The sequence below is a fragment of the Streptomyces sp. NPDC029164 genome (assembly GCF_055563995.1).
This window is the reverse complement of record NZ_JBVHWW010000013.1, coordinates 28,818-52,871: the sequence shown is the minus strand read 5'-3', so window position 1 is coordinate 52,871 and position 24,054 is coordinate 28,818. Positions and strand designations below refer to the sequence as shown.

Annotated in this window: 20 protein-coding genes and 1 pseudogene; 13 read left to right on the top strand and 8 right to left on the bottom strand. The window is 73.5% G+C overall.

Features of this window, described 5'->3' with window-relative positions; translation table 11 throughout:
- Window positions 1-213: 213 nt before the first annotated feature.
- Window positions 214-1,467, bottom strand: coding sequence for an MFS transporter (locus ACZ4VT_RS14680; RefSeq protein WP_467949562.1), 1,254 nt, complete (start codon window positions 1,465-1,467; stop codon window positions 214-216).
- Between the two features lie 1,598 nt (window positions 1,468-3,065).
- Between ACZ4VT_RS14680 and ACZ4VT_RS14675 the strand changes: the two genes are divergently transcribed.
- From ACZ4VT_RS14675 to ACZ4VT_RS14660, 4 genes are all read left to right on the top strand, one after another.
- Entirely contained in the window at window positions 3,066-3,692 is a 627-nt protein-coding gene (locus ACZ4VT_RS14675; RefSeq protein WP_467949560.1) for a phosphatase PAP2 family protein, read from the top strand.
- Window positions 3,693-3,808: 116 nt separating this feature from the next.
- Complete coding sequence (locus tag ACZ4VT_RS14670) at window positions 3,809-5,419, top strand: carboxylesterase/lipase family protein (RefSeq protein ID WP_467949558.1); 1,611 nt, start codon at window positions 3,809-3,811, stop codon at window positions 5,417-5,419.
- Window positions 5,420-5,475: 56 nt separating this feature from the next.
- Window positions 5,476-6,483 carry a LacI family DNA-binding transcriptional regulator gene (locus ACZ4VT_RS14665; protein WP_467949556.1) on the top strand — a complete coding sequence of 336 codons (1,008 nt, stop codon included), beginning with the start codon at window positions 5,476-5,478 and terminating at the stop codon, window positions 6,481-6,483.
- A 58-nt stretch (window positions 6,484-6,541) separates the two neighbouring features.
- The gene (locus tag ACZ4VT_RS14660) at window positions 6,542-6,934 is read left to right on the top strand and encodes a VOC family protein (RefSeq protein ID WP_467949554.1); all 393 of its coding nucleotides are present in this window, start codon (window positions 6,542-6,544) and stop codon (window positions 6,932-6,934) included.
- Window positions 6,935-6,938: 4 nt separating this feature from the next.
- On the opposite strand, the gene ACZ4VT_RS14655 is transcribed toward ACZ4VT_RS14660, so the two are convergent.
- Entirely contained in the window at window positions 6,939-7,700 is a 762-nt protein-coding gene (locus ACZ4VT_RS14655) for a phosphatase PAP2 family protein (RefSeq protein WP_467949552.1), read from the bottom strand.
- Between the two features lie 157 nt (window positions 7,701-7,857).
- Window positions 7,858-8,811 carry an alpha/beta hydrolase fold domain-containing protein gene (locus ACZ4VT_RS14650; RefSeq protein ID WP_467949550.1) on the bottom strand — a complete coding sequence of 318 codons (954 nt, stop codon included), beginning with the start codon at window positions 8,809-8,811 and terminating at the stop codon, window positions 7,858-7,860.
- Window positions 8,812-9,039: 228 nt separating this feature from the next.
- On the opposite strand from ACZ4VT_RS14650, the gene ACZ4VT_RS14645 reads away from it, so the two are divergent.
- The 8 genes and pseudogenes from ACZ4VT_RS14645 (at window position 9,040) to ACZ4VT_RS14610 (ending at window position 17,941) form a co-directional block, all read left to right on the top strand.
- Window positions 9,040-9,480 (top strand): ATP-binding protein, encoded by a 441-nt coding sequence (locus ACZ4VT_RS14645; protein ID WP_467949548.1) that lies wholly within the window; start codon window positions 9,040-9,042, stop codon window positions 9,478-9,480.
- Between the two features lie 125 nt (window positions 9,481-9,605).
- A pseudogene (locus ACZ4VT_RS14640) lies at window positions 9,606-11,234 on the top strand (AMP-binding protein); the annotation flags it as partial.
- Window positions 11,235-11,396: 162 nt separating this feature from the next.
- The gene (locus tag ACZ4VT_RS14635; RefSeq protein WP_467949803.1) at window positions 11,397-11,783 is read left to right on the top strand and encodes an acyl-CoA thioesterase; all 387 of its coding nucleotides are present in this window, start codon (window positions 11,397-11,399) and stop codon (window positions 11,781-11,783) included.
- Entirely contained in the window at window positions 11,765-14,074 is a 2,310-nt protein-coding gene (locus ACZ4VT_RS14630) for an oxidoreductase (RefSeq protein ID WP_467949545.1), read from the top strand. The genes ACZ4VT_RS14635 and ACZ4VT_RS14630 overlap by 19 nt, the downstream gene beginning before the upstream one ends.
- Window positions 14,075-14,086: 12 nt before the next feature.
- Window positions 14,087-15,106 (top strand): carbon-nitrogen hydrolase family protein, encoded by a 1,020-nt coding sequence (locus ACZ4VT_RS14625; protein WP_362809367.1) that lies wholly within the window; start codon window positions 14,087-14,089, stop codon window positions 15,104-15,106.
- Window positions 15,103-16,221 carry a cupin domain-containing protein gene (locus tag ACZ4VT_RS14620; protein ID WP_467949541.1) on the top strand — a complete coding sequence of 373 codons (1,119 nt, stop codon included), beginning with the start codon at window positions 15,103-15,105 and terminating at the stop codon, window positions 16,219-16,221. The genes ACZ4VT_RS14625 and ACZ4VT_RS14620 overlap by 4 nt, the downstream gene beginning before the upstream one ends.
- Before the next feature lie 18 nt (window positions 16,222-16,239).
- A complete protein-coding gene (locus ACZ4VT_RS14615; protein ID WP_467949539.1) occupies window positions 16,240-17,151 on the top strand; it encodes a fumarylacetoacetate hydrolase family protein in 912 nt (303 codons plus the stop codon).
- A gap of 64 nt (window positions 17,152-17,215) precedes the next feature.
- Window positions 17,216-17,941 (top strand): maleate cis-trans isomerase family protein, encoded by a 726-nt coding sequence (locus tag ACZ4VT_RS14610; protein ID WP_467949802.1) that lies wholly within the window; start codon window positions 17,216-17,218, stop codon window positions 17,939-17,941.
- 74 nt (window positions 17,942-18,015) lie between these two features.
- On the opposite strand, the gene ACZ4VT_RS14605 is transcribed toward ACZ4VT_RS14610, so the two are convergent.
- From ACZ4VT_RS14605 to ACZ4VT_RS14585, 5 genes are all read right to left on the bottom strand, one after another.
- Entirely contained in the window at window positions 18,016-19,071 is a 1,056-nt protein-coding gene (locus tag ACZ4VT_RS14605) for a zinc-dependent alcohol dehydrogenase family protein (RefSeq protein ID WP_467949538.1), read from the bottom strand.
- Between the two features lie 42 nt (window positions 19,072-19,113).
- Window positions 19,114-19,968 (bottom strand): DMT family transporter, encoded by an 855-nt coding sequence (locus ACZ4VT_RS14600; RefSeq protein WP_467949536.1) that lies wholly within the window; start codon window positions 19,966-19,968, stop codon window positions 19,114-19,116.
- Between the two features lie 156 nt (window positions 19,969-20,124).
- Window positions 20,125-20,577 carry a DUF6069 family protein gene (locus ACZ4VT_RS14595; RefSeq protein WP_467949534.1) on the bottom strand — a complete coding sequence of 151 codons (453 nt, stop codon included), beginning with the start codon at window positions 20,575-20,577 and terminating at the stop codon, window positions 20,125-20,127.
- A gap of 140 nt (window positions 20,578-20,717) precedes the next feature.
- Window positions 20,718-21,539 (bottom strand): ATP-grasp domain-containing protein, encoded by an 822-nt coding sequence (locus ACZ4VT_RS14590; protein WP_467949532.1) that lies wholly within the window; start codon window positions 21,537-21,539, stop codon window positions 20,718-20,720.
- A complete protein-coding gene (locus ACZ4VT_RS14585) occupies window positions 21,536-22,504 on the bottom strand; it encodes an ATP-grasp domain-containing protein (protein ID WP_467949530.1) in 969 nt (322 codons plus the stop codon). Before ACZ4VT_RS14585 ends, ACZ4VT_RS14590 begins: the two co-directional genes overlap by 4 nt.
- A 149-nt stretch (window positions 22,505-22,653) precedes the next feature.
- Here ACZ4VT_RS14585 and ACZ4VT_RS14580 point away from each other — a divergent pair, with 149 nt between their 5' ends.
- Window positions 22,654-24,045, top strand: coding sequence for a hypothetical protein (locus ACZ4VT_RS14580; RefSeq protein WP_467949528.1), 1,392 nt, complete (start codon window positions 22,654-22,656; stop codon window positions 24,043-24,045).
- The last annotated feature ends 9 nt before the right edge of the window (window positions 24,046-24,054 follow it).

Sequence of the window (24,054 nt, the reverse complement as noted above, 5' to 3'; positions counted from 1 at the left end):
TCGACAGGAGGAAGGCCTCTCTTGTTTCTCACGGGTTTCCCCTGAGGGGGGGGGGGGGGGGGGGGGGGGGGAGGCTTGTGTTTTCCGGAGGACCCCCCCCCCCCCCCCCCCCCCCGCCGGAGTTCGGGCCGGGCCCGGTCTCGCGGGAGGGCCAGGGGTCCCGGAGGAGGGGGCCCGGAGGAGGGGGCCAGAAGGAGGGGGGTAGGGGAAGGGTCAGCGCACGCTGCGGATCGGGAGGATGGCGAGCGCGCCGATCAGGGAGAGGGCTCCGCCGACCAGGAAGAGCGGGGTGTAGCCGCCCAGCACGGTGACGACGGCCGAGGCGACGAAGGGGGCGATGATCTGCGGTCCCGCGTTCGCGATGTTGAGGACGCCCATGTCGCGGGCGGCGTCCTCGGCCCTCGGGAGCACCAGGGTGACGAGCGCTGTGTCGACGGCCATGAAGCAGCCGAAGGCGAGGCCGTTGAGCGCGCTGAAGACGAGCATGCCGGTCCAGGTCGGGCTGACCACGGGGACCACCATGACCAGCCCGGCGAGCGCGGCCGATACGCCGACGAACACCTTGCGGCGGTCCAGGCGGTCGGACAGCAGCCCGCCGAGCACGGTGGAGAGGGCCATCGCGACCATCGACACCGGGGTGAGGATGGCCATTGCGGCGGGCGGGGTGAGCCCGGCGGGCAGCGTGATGTGGTCGTCGAGGATGTACAGCTGGTACCCGACGACGGCGAAGTAGCCGAGGACCATCAGAGCGCGGCCGATGAAGGCCCAGCGGAAGTCGTGGTTGGCCAAGGCCGAGAGGAAGGCGGCCAATTGGGCGCGCTTGGGCGCGGCCGGCGCCTCGGCGGCGGGCTCGGTGCGCGGGACGTCCCGGCAGAATCCGGTGAGCAGCAGCGCGGATACGGCGACGATCGCGCCGAGGATCAGATAGCCGGTGAGCAGGTGCTCGGCGGTGTTCGACGCGACGAGCACGCCGACCGTGCCACCGATGGGCAGACCGAGCCCCACCAGCGCGGACGCGGTGCCGCGACGGGCGGCGGGGATCCGGTCCGGGACGATCGCGGTGACCGCGGCCTGGTAGATGTTCATGGTCGCCTGGATCAGGCACCAGCCGATGCCGACGAGCAGCGCGGTGTTCACGCTGCCGAGCAGGCCCAGGAAGACGAGCGAGGCCAGGCCGCCGCCCAGGATCCAGGGGTTGCGGCGGCCGCTGCGGTCGGAGAGGGCGCCGGCGATCGGGTTGAAGGCGGTGGCGAAGATCGCGCTGATGCCGCCGATCAGTCCGAGGACGGCGACCTTGTCATCGGGGGCGATCGCGGCGATCTGAGTGGGGAGCAGGACGGAGCCGACACCCATGTAGACGGCCATCAGCGCGGAGTTGGCGACCAGCAGCAGGGGCAGCAGCCCCCGCTGGCGGACGGGTTCCGGCTTCGGGGGTACGGGTGTATCTACGGCTTCGGGCGTGGCCATGACGACTCCTCGGGGGACGGAGCGGGGAGGTGGCGGTGCGTGGGGGGATAGGGCGCCCCGCGAGCGGAGGCCGGGCGGCGGTGTCACCGGGGGTGGGGCGGACGACCGCGGTTTACTTGATGTTGTTACACGTGTCACCAAGTGCGTTGGAGACTGTGTAGCACCCATTTCCGGGCACCGCCAGAGCCTGCGGTGGGTCGTTGCGCAGATCGTGACCGATGGAGGGGCCGTGGTGAGAGGACGTGTAACCATCGCGTTGAGGTCACTGTGCAGGCTGATGTGTCGAAAAACCCTCTTGTACTTGTGGCGGCCGTCACGCATAGGCAATACTCCGTGCCGCACCGCGACGACCTGGTCGCCGGAGCGGCGCGCGGCGCGCGGTTCCTGCGCCGCGAACCGTACGGCTCCCCACTCGGGCGACGTGACGATGCGGCGCGCCGACCAGGCGCGGCGGGCCGGCCGGACCCCGGGCACCCTCCGGGGCCTCCCGCGCCGATCGCGCCGCTGGTCCCGGGCTCGTGAGGCCCGGCGGAGCGCCCCTCCCCGGCCACCGCCGGGAGGCGCCCCGGCACGACCCCCGGCCGTCGACATCCCCAGCCACCGCTGGGTGCGCTCCACCGTGCCGACACCCTGGTCCGCCGCGCGATCCGCAGGACCGGCTAGGGGGGCTCCACTGCGCCGACTCCCTTGCCTGCCGTGCGTTCCGTGGCGCGGGCTGGGAGGTGCCCAACGGTGCCGGCTCTCCCTCCTGTCGTGTGGTCTGCGGGGCGGGCTGAGGGGCGCTGCGCTGTGCCGACTTCCTCGTCCGCCGTGCGTTCCGTGGGGTGGGCTGGGAGGTGCGCCACCGTGCCGGCTTCCTCGTCCGCTGTGCGTTCCGTGGGGCGGGCTGGGAGGTGCCCAACGGTGCCGGCTCTCCCGCCTGTCGTGTGGTCTGCGGGGCGGGCTGGGAGGTGCTGCGCTGTGCCGACTCCCTCGTCTGCCGTGCGTTCCGCCGGACCGGCTGGGAGGGCCGACGGGTCGGCTCCCTCGTGCGCCGCGCGATCTGTGGGACCGGCTGGGAGGTGCTCCACCGTGCCGACTCCCTTGTCTGCCGTGCGTTCTGCGGCCGGCTGGGAGGGGCCCAACGGGCCGGGTCCCTCGTTCGCCGCGCGATCCGCGGGGTAGGGCCGCTCCCTGGGTGCAGACCGGCCGGCTGGGCGCCCCTGGGGTCGCACTCCAGGCGGGGTGCGCTCGTGGTGCATCCCGCACACGGGCTCGCGTTCCCGGACTCCCGCTTTCTGGTCTCCGCTTCCCTGTTTCCCCACCCCCTCCCCTCCCGACCCGTCCCCGAGCCCCCGGCCCCCGCTCCCGGTCCTCCGGTTTCCGCTCCCGGTTCCCCCGTCTGTCCGTCCTCCCGCTCGCTCCCGTCCCCGCTTCCGTGCTGCTCTCCGTGCGCCCCCATCGCCCGGGGAGGCGGCCGTGAAAGGCTCGCCATGTACCCCTCGCCGCCCCTCTTGCCGCCGTCTCGGCCGTCCCGTCCGCCCCGTCCGTCCCCTCCGCCCCGGCACCACCTCCCCGCCGCCCCGCCGCGCCACGCGCTCGCCTTCGGGATCGGCCTGTTGCTGCTCGCGTTCCTGGTTGCGCTGCTGCTCCGGATGGACCAGCAGCCCTTCTTCCAGGAGCTCGATGACCGGTGGGCCGCCTCGGTGAACGATTCCGCCGCCGAGGGATCCGGCGGATCGGACGGGTTCGGCGGGTTCGCCCTCTTCCTCGACCGGCTCGGCGGCCCGTTCGGCCTCGTCCTGCCGCTCGCGCTGATCGGCTGTCTCTGCGTCTACGGGCGCTGGCGCTCGGGGCTGTTCGTCCTCACGACCGCCGTGATCACCAACGTCTTCCTCGTCCTGCCGCTCAAGGCGCTGGCCGACCGCCCGCGCCCGCCGCACCCGTGGGTGCTGGTCAACGACGGCTCGTACCCCTCCGGCCAGGTGTTCACCTCGGTGACGCTCGTGATCGTGGTCGCGGTGGTGGTGTTCCCGCCGCGTGCGCGACGCTGGTGGTGGGTGATCGGGGCCTCGTACGTCCTCGCCATGATGGGGAGCCGTACCTGGCTGCACGCCCAGTGGCTCAGCGACACCTTCGCCGGCGTTCTCCTCGGCGCGGGAGCCTGCCTCGTGCTGTGGCGGGTCTTCGCGCCCTTGCTGAAGGTGGAAGCGGAGCGCATGGCCTCGGACAGCCTGTGGATGTGAGGAGCGGCCCCGAGAGGCGTCTCAATATATTGCGCAGTGTTGACGGGCGTTAAATTCACGCCATAATCTCGCTGTCATCGCGCCTCCGGTGCGCCGCACTCAGGAAGGAACGGCTCATGCCCCACTCCCCAGGTCAGGACCAGACGACGGTGGTGGACCTCGCCGCAGGGCGCCTGCGCGGCGCGATCGAGCGTGGGGTCGCCGTCTTCCGGGCCGTGCCCTACGCCGCCCCTCCCGTCGGCGACCTGCGCTGGCGGCCCGCGCGGCCGCACGCCGGCTGGAGCGGCACGAGGGACGCCACCGTCGACGGCCCGAGCGCACCGCAGATGTACGTGGAAGGCGGCGACCCGGTGCTCGGCGGGCACGGGTCGCCGCCGTTCGACGAGGACTGCCTGACCCTCAACGTCTGGACGCCCGCTGCCGACGGCGCCCGCCGTCCGGTACTCGTCTGGATCCACGGCGGCGGCTTCGTGTCCGGCTCCGGCTCGCTGCCCGGCTACTCCGGCGAGACCTTCGCGCGCGACGGCGACCTCGTCGTCGTGAGCATCAACTACCGCATCGGGCCGCTGGGTTACCTCTACACCGGCGAGCAGGGGGAGGAGGGGGCGGAGGGGGAGGAGGGTGACAGTGGCAACCCCTGGCTTTCCGACCAGCTCGCCGCCCTGCAGTGGGTGAAGGAGAACATCGCCTCCTTCGGCGGCGACCCGGACCTCGTCACCGTCGCCGGCCAGTCCGGCGGGGCGGTCTCCACCGCCGCCCTCGCCGGACATCCCGAGACCCAGGGGCTGATCCGGCGGGTGATCCTGCAGAGCCCGCCCTTCGGCCTGGACCTCCCCGGCCCGGAGGCCTGTCTGGAGCGCACCGCCGCCTACCTGGAGCTGGCCGGCGCCAAGGACCCGGCCGAGCTGCGCACGCTGCCCTGGCAGCAGCTGATCGGGGCGGGCGGCGGACTCTTCGCGCAGACGATGCGGTGGGGGTACTGGCCGACGCCGTTCCTGCCGGTCATCGACGGCACCACCCTCCGGACCCACCCGGCGCAGGCGCTGCTGAACGGAGCGGCCGCCGGCATCGACGTCATGATCGGCTGGACGAGGGAGGAGGCCAACTTCGGGTTCGCCCTCGACGAGGGGTACGCCGCCGCCACCCGTGAGCAGGTCACCGACCGGATCGCGGAGACCTTCGGGAGCGAAGCCGCCGCCGAGGTGTACGCGGCGTACGAGCGCGCCCGGCCCGGGGCCCGCCCGGCCGACGTGCTGATGGACCTCATCACGGACGAGCTCTTCCGGGTCCCCGCCGTCCGGCTGGCCGAGGCCCGGGCCGCGGCGGGCAACCCCGTGTGGGCGTACCAGTTCGACCTGCCCACCCCCGCCTACGAGGGCCGGCTCGGCGCCGCGCACTGCCTCGAACTGCCCTTCGTCTTCGACAACTTCGACCAGTGGGCGCACGCGCCCTTCCTGGCCGGACTCGCTCCCGCCGTCCGCGGCGGTCTCGCTCCCGCCGTCCGCGACGGTCTCGCGTACGCCATGCACCGGGCCTGGATCTCCTTCGTCCGCACCGGTGACCCGAACCATCCGGACCTGCCGCACTGGCAGCCGTACGACACCCGCCGGCGCACGACGATGCGCTTCGATTCCGTCGTCACCGCGCTGGACGACCTGGCGGGAGCCTCCCGGCTCCTGCACGGCCCCGCGCGCACGTCTGGGCACGCCACCGCTCCCTTGATCTAACTCGTGTAACCTGAAAGGAAGGAGCAAGCAGCGCACAAGGAGCATCGAGGGACGTCATGGCGAAAGACACTCACGTCCCCGCGTCGATCACCAGCGCCGACGTGGCCCGCCTCGCCGGGGTGTCGCGTGCCACGGTCTCCTTCGTGCTCAACGACACCCAAGGCCATCGGGTCAGCGCGAGCACCCGGGCTCGGGTGCTCGACGCGGCGCGGCACCTCGGCTACGTACCGCACGCCGCCGCCCGGTCCCTGCGCGCCGGCCGCAGCAACCTCGTCCTGATGCCCGCGTCGATCTCCGCGATCGGCCGCCTCGTCAGCGACTGGGTCGACGACCTGCACAGCGAACTCGACCAGCTCGGCTACACGGCCGTGCTCCACGCGGGCCGCTTCGCCGACCCCGTCGACGCCGCCCGTGCCTGGGCCGAGCTGCGCCCCGCGGCCGTCGTCGCCCTGGACGGCGACCGCTTCACCCCCCAGGCGGCCGAGCTGCTGGGCCGTGCCGGAGTGCGCGGGCTGCTGGCCTTCGCGTCCCACCCCGTCGAGGGCGTGCACACCATCGGTTTCGACCACAGCCACATCGGCGCCGCCGCCGCCGAGCACCTCATCGAGCGCGGCCGGACCAGGATCGGCGTGGTCATGCCCCAGGAGAGGGGCCTCGGCGCCCTCGCGCAGCCGCGCCTCGCGGGCGCCGAGTCGGTTGCGGCCCGGCGCATGGCGACCGTCACCCCGGTGGAACTGGCCTATACACGGGAGTCCGGGAGGGCCCTCGCCCAGCGCTGGCCGAGCCTCGGGCTGGACGCCGTCTTCACGTACAACGACGAGTACGCGGCGCTGCTGCTCCACGCGCTCCAGGCCGAGGGCATCGTCGTACCGGACGAGGTCGCGCTCGTCGGCTGCGACGACCTCGTCCTCTCCGCACTCCAGCAGCCCGCGCTCACCACGATCCGCCTGGACATGCCGTCGGCGGCACGGATCGCGGACGCCGTGCACGAGCTGATCGAGACGGGTACGGCGACGCCCGTGCCGGCGGTGGAAGCCGTCCTGGTCCCCCGCCTGACCTCGTGAGCGAGGACGGAATTCGAGAGCGCACGCCGGGCAGCGTGCCGGACGGCAGGGAGTTGACGTGCCTCCGAGACTGAAACTGACCGCGATCACGCTCGACTGCGCCGACCCCGTGGCGCTGGCCGCGTTCTACCAGCGCGCCACGGGGCTGGAACCCCACCCCGCGTCCGACGCTGACTTCGCCGGACTCACCGGGGAGGGCGGGCTCTTCCTCGGCTTCCAGCGGGTCGAGGGTCACCGGGCGCCGACCTGGCCGGACCACACCGTCCCGCAACAGGCCCACGTCGACTTCGACGTCGACGACCTCGACGAGGCTGAGGCGCTGCTCCTGGAGCTGGGCGCGACCAAGCCGGAGCACCAGCCGGGTGGGCGACGATGGCGCGTCTTCACCGACCCGGCCGGGCACCCCTTCTGCGTGTGTCCTTCCCGGCGCGACCCGGAAGAGACGGCGTAGAGGGTCAGGCCGGCTGTTCGGACGGCGCGGTGGCGCCGGGCGCTCGGCGTACGCGTTCCCGTGCGAGGGCGGGCTGGAAGAGCCACCAGACCAGCAGGCCGGCGCCCGCGCCCGCGGCGGCGCCGGCCACGGTGTCGGTCAGCCAGTGCGCGTGCAGCCAGGTACGGCTCCACATCATGGCCAGGGTGAAGGCCGCGCCCCCGAACCACCAGGCCCGCCGCCGGGCGGCCGGGACCAGGAGCACGCCGACGGTGACGACGAGCAGCGCCGCCGTGGCCGCGTGCCCGGACGGGAAGGAGCCGTGGTCGACGCGGACCAGGGGGTTGGCCGGCCGCGGCCGGTCCACCAGGTGCTTGAGCCCTTGGATGACGAGCATGTTGCCGCCGAGGTAGCCGACGAGCAGGAAACCGGCCGACGCCCAGCGCCCGCGGACGAGCAACACGGTCAGCAGGGTGAGCGGGAGGATGGCGCCGACCGGGCCGCCGAACCAGTTCAGGGCCGTGGCGGCGGCCAGGTACAGGCCCTCGTGGGGGCCGCCCATCCAGACCAGCCAGCGTTCGTCCAGCCCCTGGAAGGGCGGATGCGTGACGTCGGAGCGGACCACGAGGGCCGGTACCACGGCGGCCGCCAGGAGCAGGAGGGCCGCGACGAGGACTCCGCGGTCGCGGCGCGGGGGTGACGCGCTTGCGGTGCGGCGGGCGGCTGCGCGGGGGCCGTCGGGTCTGTCGGGTCTGTCGTTCGGGGTGATGACCGGAGTGCCGGGCATGGCGGTGCCTCTCGCGGCCGCGGGAGTGCCCGCGGCCGTGTGTGCTCTGGAGGGAGGGAGGGAGGGAAGGAGGTGGGGAAAGGGGAGGGGCTTGGGGAACGCGGGGGATGCGGCCGGGCCGCCCCCCCGCGGTGGAACGCGTGGGCGGGACCGGCCGTCAGGCCCCCGCGCCGAGGTGCCGGGCGAGGAAGGCCACGCTCTCCTCGACGATCGGCCTGATGTCCGGAGCCCCGAGGAAGATGTGGTCGGCGCCGTCCACGGGCCGCAGGGTGACCTCGCCCCCGGCACCCCTCAGGGCCTCGGCGAGGACCTCGCTCTGGCTGTACGGGACCAGGCCGTCCCGGGTCCCGTGGACCAGCAGGAACGGCGGCGGGGTCGAGTCCGCGGCGTACGTCACCGGGCTCGCCGCCCGGGCGGCCTCCGGGTTCTCCGCCACGGAGGCGCCCAGCAGGGCCTCGTAGGGATCGGGGAACTCCATCCCGGACGCCATGGCCGGCATCGGGTGCGCGGCCAGGGCGACCAGGTCGGAGACGCCGTACCAGTCGACGACCGCGAGGACCCCGGTGTCGCCGGAGCCGACGCCGTGCGTGCCCTCCAGCGCCGCGGCCTGCGGGCTGTCGGGGCCGACGAGCCCGGCGAGCGCCGCCAGGTGGCCGCCCGCGGACTCGCCCCAGACGCCGATCCGGTCCGGGTCGATGCCGAGGGTGCCGGCGAACGTGCGGACGTAGCGGATCGCGGCCTTCACGTCGTGCAGCTGGGCCGGGAACGGCGCTTCGAGGCTGTGCCGGTAGTCGATGGAGACGATCGCGAGCCCGGCCGCCAGTACCGCCCCGTGCAGGAGGGCGGCGGGCACGGTCGGCGGCGGGTACCGGCGGTCGCCGTCCAGCCAGCCGCCGCCGTGGATCCAGACGACCGCCGGGAACGGCCCCTCGCCCGCGGGCACCTGGACGTCGAGCAGGCGGGGGCGGTAGCCGGGGGTGGTCGCGTACGTGACCCCGTCGAAGCGGCGTACCCCGTCCGCGCCCGTCACGGGCGGCACGGGGGACTGGTACGGCGGGGGCGGCCAGGTCATGTCGGCGATGTCGAACTCGGCGGGTGGGGATTGCGTCATTGCGGCCCTTCCAATGCGGCGGTCCCGGCGGGGGCGGCGTGCAGGCTTCGCGTCGAATGTCCGAAATGCTTGCGCGAGTCACCGAGGGAGGCGTAGCTTGTTACACGTGTAATCACGACTCTAGCGACGCATTTCCGCTGACTACAAGCCCAGGGGCGCCCCGACTTCTGGAGCCGTTGCGCGAGACGCGCCAGTGGACGCGCCGCCTTCCCCCTCCGGGAGCACGTCATGCTCACCACCACCGGCAGTTCCGCCCCTCCCGCGGTCCGGAGCTTCGTCCACTGGGTCGCCGACCCCGTCGCCGCGAGCGTTCCGCAGGTCAGGGCCCGGGTGCGCGCCACGCTCGACGGCTGGCGGGTCCCGTGCGGCGCGGCCGACGTCCTGTTGCTGGCGGTGAGTGAGCTCGTCGGCAACGTCGTCCGGCACGCCGGAGCCGGTCGGATGCGGGTCGGGGTGGCCGTCGGCGGGGGCTGGCTCCGGCTGGAGGTCGCGGACCGGGGTGCGGGGCTGCCGCGGCTGCCCGCTCCGCGTGCCGAGATCGACCCGGACTCCGAAGACGGGCGGGGACTGCTGATCGTGCAGCTGATGACGGCCGAGCTGGGTGGCGAACTCTCCGTGATGGTCCACGAGTTCGGGAAGTCCGTCCGCGTGCGGATACCCGCGGCCTGAGCTGCCGCGCGGATGTCCGCGACGCGGGTCGCGCTCCTCGGATATCGCGAGACATTGACGCACGCCAAATATTCGACATATCTTGCACCCGTCTCCCCGCTGCTCCCTGATTGAGGTGCCGCCCCATGGAGCTCTCCCCTTCCGCGCACGCCGATTCCTTCTGTCGTGACCGGCTGCCACCCCTCGCTCTCTGGCCCGAACTCCACTTCGACCTACCGGAGTTGGACTATCCGGACCGGCTCAACTGCGCACAGCGCCTGCTCGACGACGCCGTCGAACGGCTGGGCCCCGACCGCCCCTGTCTGCTCACCCCGACCGAGCGCTGGACCTACGGCGAACTGCAGCACCGCGCCAACCAGGTCGCCCAGGTCCTCACCGAGGACTTCGGCCTCGTCCCCGGCAACCGCGTCCTGCTGCGCGGCCCCAACAACCCGTGGCTCGTCGCCACGTGGTTCGGGATCCTGAAGGCCGGCGGGGTCGCCGTCACCACCATGCCGATGCTGCGCGCGTCCGAGCTCGCCGAGCTCACCGACATCAGCCGGCCGCTGCTCGCCGTGTGCGACCACCGCTACGCCGACGAGCTCGACCCGGCCCGCCGCCCCGGCGGGCAGGACCTGCCCGACCTGCCCGACCTGCCCGTCCTCACGTACGGCGGTCCCGGACCCACGGACCTGACCGCACTCTGCGCGGCCAAGGACGGCCGGTTCACCACCGTGGTCACCGCCGCGGACGACGTGGCGCTGATCGCCTTCACCTCCGGGACGACCGGCCGCCCGAAGGCGACCCTGCACTTCCACCGGGACGTCCTCGCGAACGCCGACACGTTCTCCCGGCACGTCCTCAAACCCCGCCCGGACGACGTCTTCACCGGCACCCCGCCGCTCGCCTTCACGTTCGGGCTCGGCGGGCTGGTGGTCTTCCCCCTCTCCGTCGGGGCCGCCACCCTGCTGATCGAGCAGGCGCCCCCGCTGCAACTGGCCGAACTCGTCGCGGCCCACGGGGTGACCGTGCTCTTCACCGCGCCCACCGCCTACCGCGCGATCATGGAGGGCGGGGCGGTGGACCGGCTGGCCGGGCTGCGCCGCTGCGTGTCCGCCGGCGAAGCGCTGCCGGCCGCGGTCTGGCACGAGTTCCACGCCGCCACCGGGCTGCGCATCATCGACGGCATCGGCGCCACCGAGATGCTGCACGTCTTCATCTCCGCGGCCGACGAGGACATCCGGCCCGGCGCCACCGGCCGCCCGGTCCCCGGCTACCGCGCCGCCGTCGTCGACGAGCAGGGCGATCCCGTCCCCGACGGGCAGCCCGGCCTGCTGGCGGTCACCGGCCCCACCGGCTGCCGCTACCTCGCGGACCCGCGCCAGGCCTCGTACGTCAGGAACGGCTGGAACATCACCGGCGACACCTACATCCGCGACGCGGAGGGCTACTTCTGGTACGTGGCCCGCAGCGACGACATGATCGTGTCCTCCGGATACAACATCGCGGGCCCCGAGGTGGAGAAGGCCCTGGCCATCCACCCCTACGTGGCGGAATGCGCGGTCGTCGGGGCCCCGGACACGCGGCGCGGCATGGTCGTCAAGGCCTACGTGGTCCTCGGCGCCGGCGTCCCGGCCGCCGAGGAGACCGTCCGCGAGCTCCAGGCCCACGTCAAGCAGACCATCGCCCCGTACAAGTACCCGCGCGCCGTGGAATTCGTCACGGAACTCCCGCGCACCGGCACCGGGAAGCTCCGCCGCGGCGCACTGCGCGAGCGCGCCCTCTCCGACACGGCGAGACCCGGCCCGTCCGCGCCGCCGTCCGCGCCGCCGTCCCCACCACCCACACCGTCGCTCCTGCCGCCCAGCGTCATCGTCGAGCGCCGCGTCGAGTGGACCGACACCGACGCCGCCGGCCACTACCACCACTCCACCGTCGTGCGCTGGGTCGAGGCGGCCGAGGCCGTCCTGCTCCACCGCCTCGGCCTGGCCCACCTGTTCGGCAGCACGCCCCGGGTGCACTTCGAGGCCGACTACCGGGCCCGGCTCTGGTTCGGCGAGGCGGTACGCACCGAGCTGACGGTCACGAAGGTCGGTACGGCCTCCCTGCACTACGCCTTCACCGTGCGCGGAGAACAGGGCGCGGAGGCGGCCACCGGCCGCATGGTCATCGCCCACTCGGCCGCCCACGCCACCGGGTCCACCCCCTGGCCCGCCGACGTACGGGAACGGCTGGACACGGCCGGGCCGCAGGAACCCGAACTGCTCACCCGCGCGGAATCCGCGCAATCACCAGGAGGTACGGCGTGCGCGTCGCAGTCATAGGAGGAGGGCCCGGCGGACTGTACTTCGCGGCCCTCACCAAGCAGCTCTCCCCGCACTGGGAGGTCACCGTCTGGGAACGCAACGCCCCCGACGACACCTTCGGCTTCGGTGTCGTCTTCTCCGACGAGACGCTCGACGGCATCGCCCAGGCCGACCGCGAGATCCACGCGGCCATGTCGGCCGAGTTCGCCCGCTGGGCCGACATCGACGTCCGCTACCGGGGCTCCACCCTCACCTCGGGCGGCCACGGCTTCGCCGCCCTCGGCCGCCGGCACCTGCTGCGGATCCTCCAGGAGCGCTGCGCCGCCCTGGAGGTGGACGTCCGCTACCGCACCCAGGCCCCGCCCGCCGCCGAACTCGCCGCGTCGTACGACCTGGTGGTGGCGTGCGACGGCGTACGGTCGGCCACCCGCGCCGCCTACGCCGACACCTTCGGCACCGACCTCGACGAACGCGCCGGCCGCTACATGTGGCTCGGCACGGACAAGGTCTTCGAAGCCTTCACCTTCATCGTCGACGAGCAGGACTTCGGCGCCCTCCAGGTACACGCGTACCCCTACGACGGCACCCGCTCCACCTTCATCGTCGAGATGGCGGAGGACGCCTGGCGGCGCGCCGGCTTCGAGGAGTTCGCCGACCGCGACCATCCGCCCGGGGCCAGCGACGAGGACAGCATCCGGCGCTGCGAGGAACTCCTCGCGGACCACCTCGACGGCCACCGCCTCATCCCCAACAACTCCAAGTGGCTGCGCTTCACCACGGTCCGCAACCGCACCTGGCGCCACGAGAACATCGTCCTCCTCGGGGACGCCGCCCACACCGCGCACTTCTCCATCGGCTCCGGCACCAAGCTCGCCATGGAGGACGCCCTCGTCCTCGCCGCCAGCCTGCACGAACACCCCGATGTGCCGACCGCGCTCGCCGCGTACGAGGACGAGCGCAAGCCGGTGGTGGAGTCCACCCAGCGCGCGGCCCAGGCCAGCCTGGAGTGGTTCGAGCACATCGACCGTTACACCGGCCAGGACCCGTACCAGTTCGCCTTCAACCTCCTGACCCGCAGCCGCCGCGTCACCTACGACAACCTGCGCGTGCGCGACGAGAAGTTCACCACCGCGGTCAACCGCTCCTCGACCGTGCCGCCGATGTTCCGGCCCTACCCGCTCGGCGGACTGCTGCTGCGCAACCGGGTCGTCGTACCGCCCACCGCCCTGCACACCGCGCGCGAAGGCGTCCCCGGCGACTTCGACCTCGTCCACCTCAGTACGCAGGCGCTCGGCGGCGCCGGCCTGGTCCTCGCCGGGATGACGGCCGTCAGCGCCGACGGCCGGGCCACCCCCGGCTGCCCCGGCCTGTGGAACGACGAACAGGAAGCGGCCTGGCGGCGCATCACCGACTTCGTCCACGGCCAGTCCGACACCTGCCTCGGCATCCAGCTCACCCACGCCGGACGCCGCGCGGCCGCGCAGGACCGGCAGCCGATCGCCGCCTCCCCGCTGGCCTGGGACGAGCGGAGCCCGGTGCCGCGCGAGGCCGACCGGGCCGATATGGAAGCCCTCGTACGGGACTTCGTGAGCGCCGCCCGGCGCGCCGACCGGGCCGGCTTCGACGTGCTGGAACTCCAGTACGGGCACGGCCACGCGCTCTCCGGGTTCCTGTCCCCGCTGACCAACCTGCGGACCGACGAGTACGGCGGCGACCTCGACGGCCGGCTGCGGCTGCCGCTCGAAGTCCTGCGCGCCGTACGGGAGGTGTGGCCGGCCGGCAAGGCGCTGCTCGTGCGGATCTCCGCCGCCGACTGGGCCGAGGGCGGCACCAGCGAGGCCGACGCGGTCGCGATCGCCCGCGCGCTCGCCGAGGCGGGCGCCGACGCCGTCGACGTCTCCACCGGCGAGGTCGTCTCCCACGAGCGGCCCCGCTACGGCCGCAGCTACCAGACCCCCTACGCCGACCTCATCCGCAACGCCACCGGCGTCCCCACGATCGCCGTCGGCGCGATCTCCACGTACGACGACGTGAACTCGATCATCCTGGCCGGCCGGGCGGACCTGTGCGGCGTCGGCCGCGCGCAGATCCACGACCCGCTGTGGACCCTGCACGCCGCCGCGGCCCAGGGCTACCAGGGCCCGGCCGCCCCCTGGGCGCGCGCCTGGCGGGCGGGCAGCGGCCGGCCACCGTCGGCCCGCACCGACCGGATCCCGCCCCGCCTCGAACTCCTGCGGCAGCCCGCCGAGTCCGCCCACCGCCGCTGGCTGCCGCGCGCCGCCGCGGCGCCCGCTCCCGTCGCCCGATAGCAGGAGGTCCCCATGCCCATGGACAGGGAGAACCTGCCCCGTTTCACCGCGGCGGCCGTCCAGGCCGCACCCGTCTACCTCGACCCCGCCGCCACCGTCGACAAGGCCGTCGCCCTGATCGCAGAGGCCGCGGCCAACGGAGCCGAACTCGTCGTCTTCCCCGAGGTGTTCGTCCCCGGCTACCCCTACTGGAACTGGACGATGAACCCGGTCCAGGGCTCGCCCTGGTTCGAGCGGCTCCAGCGGGCCTCCGTCGACATCCCCGGCCCGCACGTCGACGCCCTGCGCGCGGCGGCCCGCCAGCACGGGATCGTCCTCGTCATCGGGGTCAACGAGCGCGCCCCGCACAGCCTCGGCGTCCTCTACAACACCCTGCTGACCATCGGACCCGACGGCGCCCTCCTCGGCGTCCACCGCAAACTGGTGCCGACCTGGGCCGAGAAGCTCACCTGGACCGGCGGAGACGGCAGCTCACTCGTCGTCCACTCCACCCCCGTCGGCCCCCTCGGCGCGCTCGCCTGCGGCGAGAACACCAACACCCTGGCCCGCTTCACCCTCCTCGCGCAGGGCGAACTCGTCCACGCCTCCTGCTACATCGCCCTGCCCGTCGCCCCCGCCGACTACGACATGGCCGACGCGATCGCCGTCCGTACCGCCGCCCACAGCTTCGAGGGCAAGGTCTTCTCCGTCGTCGCCTGCTCGACCATCTCCCCGGAGATCGTCGACCTGATCGCCGGGGACGACGAGGAACTGCGCAAGCAGTTCACCCGCCCCCGCAGCGCCCTGTCCGGGATCTTCGGCCCCGACGGCCGCCCGGTCACCGAACCCCTCGTGGACGACGAGGGAATCGTCTACGGCGAGATCGACCTGGCCCGGTGCATCCAGCCCAAGCAGATGCACGACATCACCGGCCACTACAACCGCTTCGACATCTTCCGCCTCGAAGTCGACAACCGCCCCCGGCTGCCCGTGACCTTCACCGTGCCCCCGGCCCCCTTCACCGACACCGCCACCCCTGAGGAGGACGTATGACCATGGAGCAGGACGACACCATGCTCGGCCGCGCCCGGGTGTCCGAGACCCCCGAACTCACCGCGTACTACGCAGAGCTCGGCGCCCTCGACGCCGGCGCCCTGTGGACCGTGGCCAACGACATCGAGCCCTGGTACCCGCAGCCCCGGTCCGTGCCCGTGCTGTGGCGCTACGACGAACTGCGCCCCCACGTCCTCAGGGCCCTCGGCCTCGTCAAGGGCGACGACGCCGGCCGCCGTGTCGTCATGCTCGTCAACCCGGGCCGCAAGGACGTCAGCGCCGCCGCGGGACTCCTCTACACCGGCTTGCAGATCATGGGACCCGGCGAGGCCATGACCGCCCACCGGCACCAGGCCGCCGCCCTGCGCTTCGTGCACGAGGGCACCGGCGCCTGGACGATCGTCGACGGACAGAAGCTGAAGGTCGGGCCCCGCGACTTCGCCATCACCCCGAACGGCACCTGGCACGAGCACGGCAACGACTCCGACGACGCCCCCGTCATCTGGCAGGACGGACTCGACATCCCACTGGTCAACGCCCTGGACGCCGGGTTCTACGAGGTCCACCCAGACCTGTACCAGACCCCGGGGAAGGTCATCAACTCCTCGGTCCTGACCTACGGAGCGAACCTCTTGCCGTACGGGGTGGAGAAGTGGACCCGGCCCTACTCGCCGCTGCTCGCCTACCCCTGGGAGTCCACGTACGAAGCCCTGCGCGGCCTCGCCAAGGCGAGCGACGGCTCCCCGTACGACGGGGTCATCGCCGAGTACACCAACCCGGTGACGGGCGGCTCGGTCATGCCCACCATGGGCGCCCACATGCAGCTGCTGCGCCCCGGCCAGGCCACCCTCGCCCACCGCCACACCGGCTCGGTGGTCTACACGGCCGCCAAGGGCCGCGGAGTCTCGGTGATCGCCGGACAGCGCTTCGAGTGGAAGCAGGGCGACATCTTCTGCGTCCCCTCCTGGGCCTGGCACGAGCACCACAACCTGGACCAGACCGAGGACGCCTGCCTCTTCTCCTTCAACGACTTCCCCGTCATGCGCTCGCTCGGTTTCCACCGGGAAGAGGCGTACGCCGACAACGGCGGGCACCAGACCGTCACCGCCGCCTGACCCACGAGGAGCCCCCGCATGCGCTTGCTGACCTTCACCCACGGCCCCGACGACACCACCGAACGCCTGGGCGTCGAGGCCGACGGCCTCGTCCTCGACCTCGCGGTCCTGGCCGACCACGCCGGCGTCCGACTCCCGCACGACCTGCTGTCCTTCGTCCAGGCCGGCCCGGCCGCGGAGGAAGCCGCCCGGCAGCTGCTCGCCGCCGGCCCCGCCGGACCGCTCGCCGGCGCCGTCCACCGGCCGGAGGACGTGACCCTGCGCGCCCCGCTGCGCCCCGGCAAGATCATCGGTGTCGGCCTCAACTACATCGAGCACGTCGAGGAGTCCAGCCGCAGTCTCGACACCGACAAGGACCTGCCGCCGCGCCCGGTGCTCTTCGGCAAGCCCGCCACCGCCGTCACCGGCCCCGGCCAGCCGATCCTGCACAACGCCGACCTGACCACCCAGCTGGACTGGGAGTGCGAACTCGCCGTCGTCATCGGCCGCACCGCCCACCGGGTGAGCGAGGAGGAGGCGTACGACCACATCTTCGGGTTCAGCATCATCAACGACATCAGCGCCCGCGACCAGCGCCGCTCCGGCCAGTGGTTCTTCTCCAAGGGCCAGGACTCCTACGCCCCCTTCGGCCCGGTCATCGTGACGCGCGACGAGATCCGCGACCCCATGGCCCTCGACCTCTCGCTGCGCGTCAACGGCGTCACCAAGCAGAAGTCGAACACCCGCCACATGCTCTTCCCGATCGCCCGCCTCATCGCCGACATCAGCTCCGGCATGACCCTGGAACCCGGCGACGTCATCGCGACGGGCTCGCCCTCCGGTGTCGGCGCCGGCATGGTCCCGCCGGAGTTCCTCACCCCCGGTGACACGGTGGAAGCCACCGTCGAGCTGATCGGCACCCTGACCAACCCCGTCGTCGACGCCCGCTGAGGAGCACCCCGTGGCACCCCGCACCTACCGCATCGGCCAGATCGTGCCGAGCTCCAACGTCACCATGGAAACCGAGGTCCCGGCCATCCTCCGGGCCCGCCAGGCCATCGCCCCCGACGAGCGCTTCACCTTCCACTCCAGCCGGATGCGCATGACCCACGTGACCCCGGAACAGCTCAGGGCCATGGACGCCGACTCCGACCGCTGCGCCGTGGAACTGTCCGACGCCCGGGTCGACGTACTCGGCTACGCCTGCCTGGTCGCCATCATGAGCATGGGCCTCGGCTACCACCGGACCTCGGAACAGCGGCTGCACACCCGCACCGTCGAGAACGGCGCCCCGGCCCCCGTCGTCACCAGCGCCGGAGCCCTCGTCCACGGACTGCACACCATCGGGGCCAAGAAGATCGCGCTGCTGGCCCCCTACATGCGCCCGCTCACGCGGACCGTCGTGGACTACCTCACGCACGAGGGCATCGAGGTCCTCGACTACGAGGCCCTCGAAATCCCGGACAACCTCGACGTCGCCGCCCACGACCCGGCCCGGCTGCCGGGCCTCGCGCAGGCGCTGCGGTACTCGGACGCCGACGCCGTGGTGCTCTCGGCCTGCGTGCAGATGCCGTCCCTGGGCGCCATCGAGGAGGCCGAACAGCTCCTGGGCAAGCCGGTCGTCTCCGCGGCGGTCTGCACCGCCCACCAGATGCTCCGGGCCCTTGACCTGGACGCCGTGGCCCCGGGCGCGGGCCACCTGCTGTCGGGCACGTACGCGCGGACCCCCCTGCCGGGGTAGCCGACAGGGCCTGGCCGGGCGACGTACGTCGGGATCGAGGGGGCGTTCGGGGCGAACCGGGTCGGCTTCGCAGCTCAGCCGCGCGCCCCCGATCCCGGCAGGATGATCGTGACCCCGGCTCCCGCGGCCGAGCCCATCGCGGACAGCGCCGCGGGGGCCGCGTCCAGCGGGATCGTCGAGGTGACCAGCAGGTCCGGGCGCAGCGCCCCGCCCCGGACCAGCTCCATCATCGGCGGATACGCGTGCGCCGCCATTCCGTGGCTCCCGAGGACCTCCAGCTCCCAGCCGATCACCCGGTCCATCGGCAGGACCGCCACGCCGGACGCCGCCGGAAGCAGGCCCACCTGTACGTGCCGGCCCCGGCGGCGCAGGCCGCTCACCGAGGCCGCGGCCGTCGCCGGGGACCCCAGCGCGTCGAGCGAGAGGTGCGCGCCCCCGCCGGTCAACTCCCGCACCGCCTGCGCGGTGTCGGCGCACGCCGTGGCGTCCACTCCGTGCGCGGCGCCGAACTTCCGTGCCAGCTCCAGCGCCCCCGGCGCCGTGTCGACGGCGACCACCCGCGCCCCGGCCGCCGCCGCGATCATCACCGCGGAGAGACCTACCCCGCCGCAGCCGTACACGCTGACCCACTCGCCCGCCGCGACCCTGCCCTGTGCCACCACCGCCCGGAAGGCCGTCGCGAACCGGCAGCCGAGCCCGGCCGCCGTGGCGTACGAGAGTTCCTCGGGCACGGCCACCAGGTTCACGTCGGCGTGGTCCAGGGCCACGTACTCGGCGAAGGACCCCCAGTGGGTGAACCCGGGCTGGGTCTGCCGCGCGCAGACCTGGTGGTCACCCGCCGCGCACTCGGCGCAGCTTCCGCAGGCGCACACGAACGGCGCGGTGACGCGGTCGCCGACCCGCCAGTTCGACACCCCGGCCCCCACCGCCTCGACCACGCCCGCCAGTTCGTGTCCGGGGACGTGCGGCAGCACGATGTCCGGGTCGTGCCCCATCCACCCGTGCCAGTCGCTGCGGCACAGCCCGGTGGCCTCCACCCGCACCACCACACCGCCCGCCGCCGGCCGAGGCTCCGGCACGTCCCTGACCTCGGCCTGCTCGCCGTACCGCTCGAAGACCACCGCTCGCATGGATCCCGCCCTCCGCTCGACTGACCGGCACGCTACCCGTCCTCAGGGAGCGCCGTCCCCGGCCTTCGCGAGGGCCAACACCGCCGTGCAGATCAGGGCGATGCCCAGCAGCTGGGGGAGCAACCACCAGCCCGACCGCAGGTGTTCCTCGTACAGGATCACGCCCAGTGCGATGCTGATGCTCGCGTCGCCGAGGGTCAGCGCGGGCTGCGAGGCGACCAGCGGCCCGCCCTGCATGGCGTGTTCGAGCAGCAGCAGGGCGCAGATCCCGCTCGCGCCGAAGGCGTACGTCTCCCAGGAGGTCAGGAACGCGCCCAGGCCGCCGTCGTCGAGGACGTGCACCGAGGACTTCATCAGGGCGGCGGTGAGCGCGTAGCAGACGGCGGTGGCCGCGCCGAGGCAACCGGCCCGCGCGCGGCCGGGCGGGCGGCGCAGTCCGGCCACGGCCAGCAGGACCACGACGACCGCGCAGGCCGTCAGGGCCACCGCCCACCGCGCGGCCGGCACGTCCGTACGGTTGCCCTGGGGCGAGGCGGCCACCAGCGCGATCCCGAGCCCCGCCACCACGCCCGCCACGGCCAGCCACAGCGCCCCCGGCAGCCGCTGACGCGTCACCAGCGAGGCGATCAGCAGGGCCAGCGGCAGCTCCAGCACGAACAGCGGCTGTACGAGGGCCAGCGCCCCCGTGGCCAGCGCCAGGGCCTGACCGACACCGGCCGCGATCACGGCCAGGATCCCGCCCACCCACACCGGCCGCCGCAGCAGGTCGAGGACCAGGCTGAAGCGGAAGCCGTCGCTCTGCGGCACGGTGAGCGCCGCGCGCCGCTGGAGCACCGTGGCGAGCGCGTTGCTGAGCGCCGCGAACAGCGCGAAGAGGACCGGCAGGACGACGCCCATGCCCCGATCCTCACCGTGCCCCCTCCCGACCCCCGCCACGACACCGCCCCGCGCCCGTCCCACCCGGCGCATTCCCCCGTCCGGCCGCGCGCGTCCGCCCCGAACCGGAGCCGCGAGGTTCGGGGCATCGTGCGCGGTCGGACCGACCAGGCGGGCTCAACGGTGGCGGCGGTGGAGCTCCAGGGCGGTGACGACCGCCACGCCGAGGGTGATGTGCATGAGGGACAGGGCCGCGACGGTACCGCCGTCGGCACCGGACGACATGGGGCCGGCGACCGACAGCAGCGCCAGCCCACCGCCGACGAACTGCGCGATCCGCAGGAAGACGGGCTTCCACAGGGCCAGCAGGAGGGCGGCGCCCGTCCCGGCGAGCAGCGGGACGACGGAGGCGCCGATGACGCCCCCGACCGTGATCGCGTGCTCTTCGCCGCCGTCGACGACGACGAGCGAGGCATCGGCCAGCTTGGCGACGGCAAGAACGATCAGATTGACCACGACCGCGCCGACCGCGCCGGTGGCCAGTGCCTTCCACCAGGTGAGGCCGGAACGGCGGACCGAGGGGGCGGTGGGAACGGCGGAGCCGGAATTCGGAACGGCACTGCTCGACATGAGACTTCCTCCAACGTATGAAGTGCTGCGCTGCCGCACGGCCGGCGGCATACGAAGAAGCCTGCAACCTGAACCTCACTTGAGGTCAAGCCGCGCCTGTCTCTCGTTACGGTTCACCGTCACGCCGCGCACCGCCGGGCTCACACGAGCGGCCGTCGGCGGTCCGCCGCTCGGCGCAGGGTCAGGGATGCGAGGGCCGCGGGTGCTTCGGGCTGGCCCCGCACGCCGGGGAAGGCGTTGATGTCGACGATCAGCGGCGTGCCGCCGCCGGTGTCGATGATGTCCACGCCGAAGACGTCCAGCGCGAACACCGCGCCCACCTCGCGCACCAGACCGGCCCATTCGGGCGGCAGTTCCTCCGGGGACAGCGGCTGGTTGGCGCCCCGCCCGGCGGGGGAGAGCTCGGAGCGGCGCCGGGCCGCGAAGACCTGGTCCCCGATGGCCCACAGTTTGTGGTCCCAGCCGCTGTTGGGCGCGTAGTCCTGCACCACGACCGGCTCCCGGGGCCAGGCCCGCGCCAACGCGCGCAGCGCCGCGGTGTCGTCGGCGCGGGCGACGAGGTCGCCCTTGCGGTTGTGCCGGCTCTTGACCACCACCGGGGCGGCCAGGAGGGACCCGGAGGCCCACGCCGAGAAGGGGCCGACCGTACGGGTCGCGGCGAAGGGGAGTCCGGCCCGCAGGGCGAGCCCGGCCATCTCCGTCCGGTCCTGGCACAGCGCGGTGGCCGCCGCGGAGTTCAGCACGGCCGCGCCCCGCCGCTCCAGCTCCCGCGCGAGCTCCACGGCGTGCGGGGTCCCCGACTTGAGCAGGTACACATCGGCCGGCCGCCGGGGCACCGGTACGGGCGCGTCCCCGGGCGGGGTCGGATCGAGGGCTTCGACGACATGCTCCGGCGCCAGCAGCGCGGCGGCTCCCGCCAGCAGCGGATGCCCGGGGTCCGGCGTGATCAGGCCGATCCTCATATGCTCTCGCCCGCCCTCGCCGATGCCTGTACCGGAATCGACACGGGCAGCGTCGGGAACGACAGCGTCGCGGGTGCCGGTGCCGGTGCCGGTGCCGGTGCCGGTCCGGCCGTGGACGCGGGCTGCGGGGAGGCCGCCCGCGGCTGCGCCGGGCCGCCCGTCCGCGCCAGTTCCAGCACCGCCCGGGCCACCCGCGCCGCCGCGTCCGGCACCTGACGGAAGCTCGGGAAGTCGTTCACGTCGACGACCACCGGCCCGTCCGGGCCCAGCAGCACGTCCACCCCGTACAGGTCCAGCCCGTAGACCGCCCCGACCTGGGCGGCGATCGCCGCCACCTCGGCCGACAGCGGCACCCGGCGCTCCCGCACCGAGGGGTCCGGGTGCAGGGGGGAGCAGCGCTCGGTCGCGAACAGCTCGCCGCCGACCCCGTACACCTTGATGTCGGTGCCCGAGTTGGGTACGTACGGCTGGGCGATCAGCATGCCCTCGCCCGCGAGCACGGGCAGCATCGTCTCCAGCTGCTCCGGCGAGGACACCAGGCGCACGGCCCGCCCGGAGCTGCCGTCGGCCGGCTTGACGACGAGCGGGTACTCCGCCGCCGGTACCTCCCTGAGCAGTTCGGGGCAGGCCACCGCGTACGTGGTCGGCAGCGGCAGGCCGCGGCCGCGCCCGATGGCGGCGGCGAGCGCCTTGTCCCGTACGCCCCGGATCGACCGCGCGTCGTTGACGGTGGTCATCCCGGCCGCGGCGGCGGCTTCGAGCAGGGTGAGCCCCGGGCCGCCGGAGACGGTCTTGAGCACCCAGGCGTCGTGCGCCCCCGTGTCCACGGCCTCGGACATGCGCAGCAGCGACCCGCCCGGCCGCACCACGTCCACCCGGTGCCCCCACGCCGTCAGCTGCCCGATCACCTCGTTCGGCATGCCGTCGTGGCGGTAGTGCTCCTCCACCAGGAAGCAGAGCCTCATCGACCTTCCCCATTTTCCCCGGACGTCCGCCGATTCCGTCCGGCGAGTTGTGACGTCACAGGATGTCATGGACCGCAATGTGGTGATCGGTCCGGCTGTGGGCTCGCTTGCTACGCTGCCCGTTTTGGATCAACGGGGAGGGATCGGGCATGGGCGATCGGTGGAGGGGGCTCCTGCACGGGCTCGTGGGGAACGAGGCCGCGCCGGCGGACGTGTTGCTGCGGCTGCTCGGGCACGAAGACGAGTGGGTGCGACGAGCGGTTGCGCGGCGCGCCGTTCTGCCGCATGAGGTCATCGAGGCCGTCTTGGTCCACCCGGACCGCGGCGTCAGGGCGGCCTTCGCCGAGAACGCCGGCGCCGACCCCGACCAGCGTGCCCGGCTGGTCGACGACCCGGCTCCGGGGGTCCACCTCGCCCTGGCGATCGGCCCCATGACCTACCGGCAGCGCGTGGCCCCGCTGCCCGACTGGGCGTACGAGCGGCTGCTGAACCATCCCAGGGCTCTGGTGCGCCAGGAACTGGTCACGTGGGGCGGGACGCCCGCTCACGTCCTGGCCGGACTCGCGGACCACGAGGAGCCGCTGTTCCGGCAGGCGGCCTGCCGCGCCTGGTACCGGCTCGCGGACGAGGCCCGGGAGCGGCTCCTCGACGACGAGGACCCGGACGTGCGGCAGGCCGCGGCCCTGCGGGTCTGCCACGAGGACGAGGAGCGGACCACCTGGCTGGTCGACCGGCTGGGTGAAGCATGGCCGGTGGGCGAGGTCCTGGCGAAGGGCCGGCTCACCCGGGAACTCGCCGAACGCGTGGTCGCGGAGGGGGAACGGCTCGCGGCGATCGCGGGCAACCCCTCACTCCCGCGCGACCTGGTGGCGCGGCTGGCCGTCGACCCCGACCCGCTGGTCCGGCTCCAGGTCTCCGCCCGCCCCGAACTGAGCGAGTCCGAGCGCGCCGCCATCGACTTCACGGTCGGCGCCGAGGACCGGCTGCCCGTCCTCGACTGGGTGTGGGAGCGCCGCGAGGACGCCGCGTTCCTGCGGGAGTGCGCCCGGTCCCCGCACACCTGGCTGCGGCGCAGCGCCGCGGTCTGCCCCGGCCTGCCGTCCGACGCCGTCGAACTGCTCGCTCAGGACGAGGACTTCGCCGTACGCCTGCTGCTCGCCGAGTTCCACCCGGAACCGCCGCCGGAGCTGCTCCTCGACCTCTACCTGCACGGCACCCATCGCGCCGTGGGCATGCTCGTCACCCGGCCGGGCTTCCCCGCCGCCGGGCTCGCCGCGCGCTTCGGCGACTCCCCGGACCCCGTGAGCCGGCGCCTGGCCCTGCGCGATCCCGGTAGGGAGCCGGAGCTCCTGGACCGGCTCAGCCGGGATCCGGAGACCCGCGCGTACGCCGCCCGGGACCCCCGGCTCCCCGTGGCCCGGATCCGCGAACTGCTCGCCGATCCCGACCCGGAGGCCACGGCGGCCGCGCGGGCGGCCGCGGCCAACCCGGCGCTCCCCGCCGAGGACATGCGCCGCCTGCTCGACCGGGCCGGGGTATGACGCAGCCCG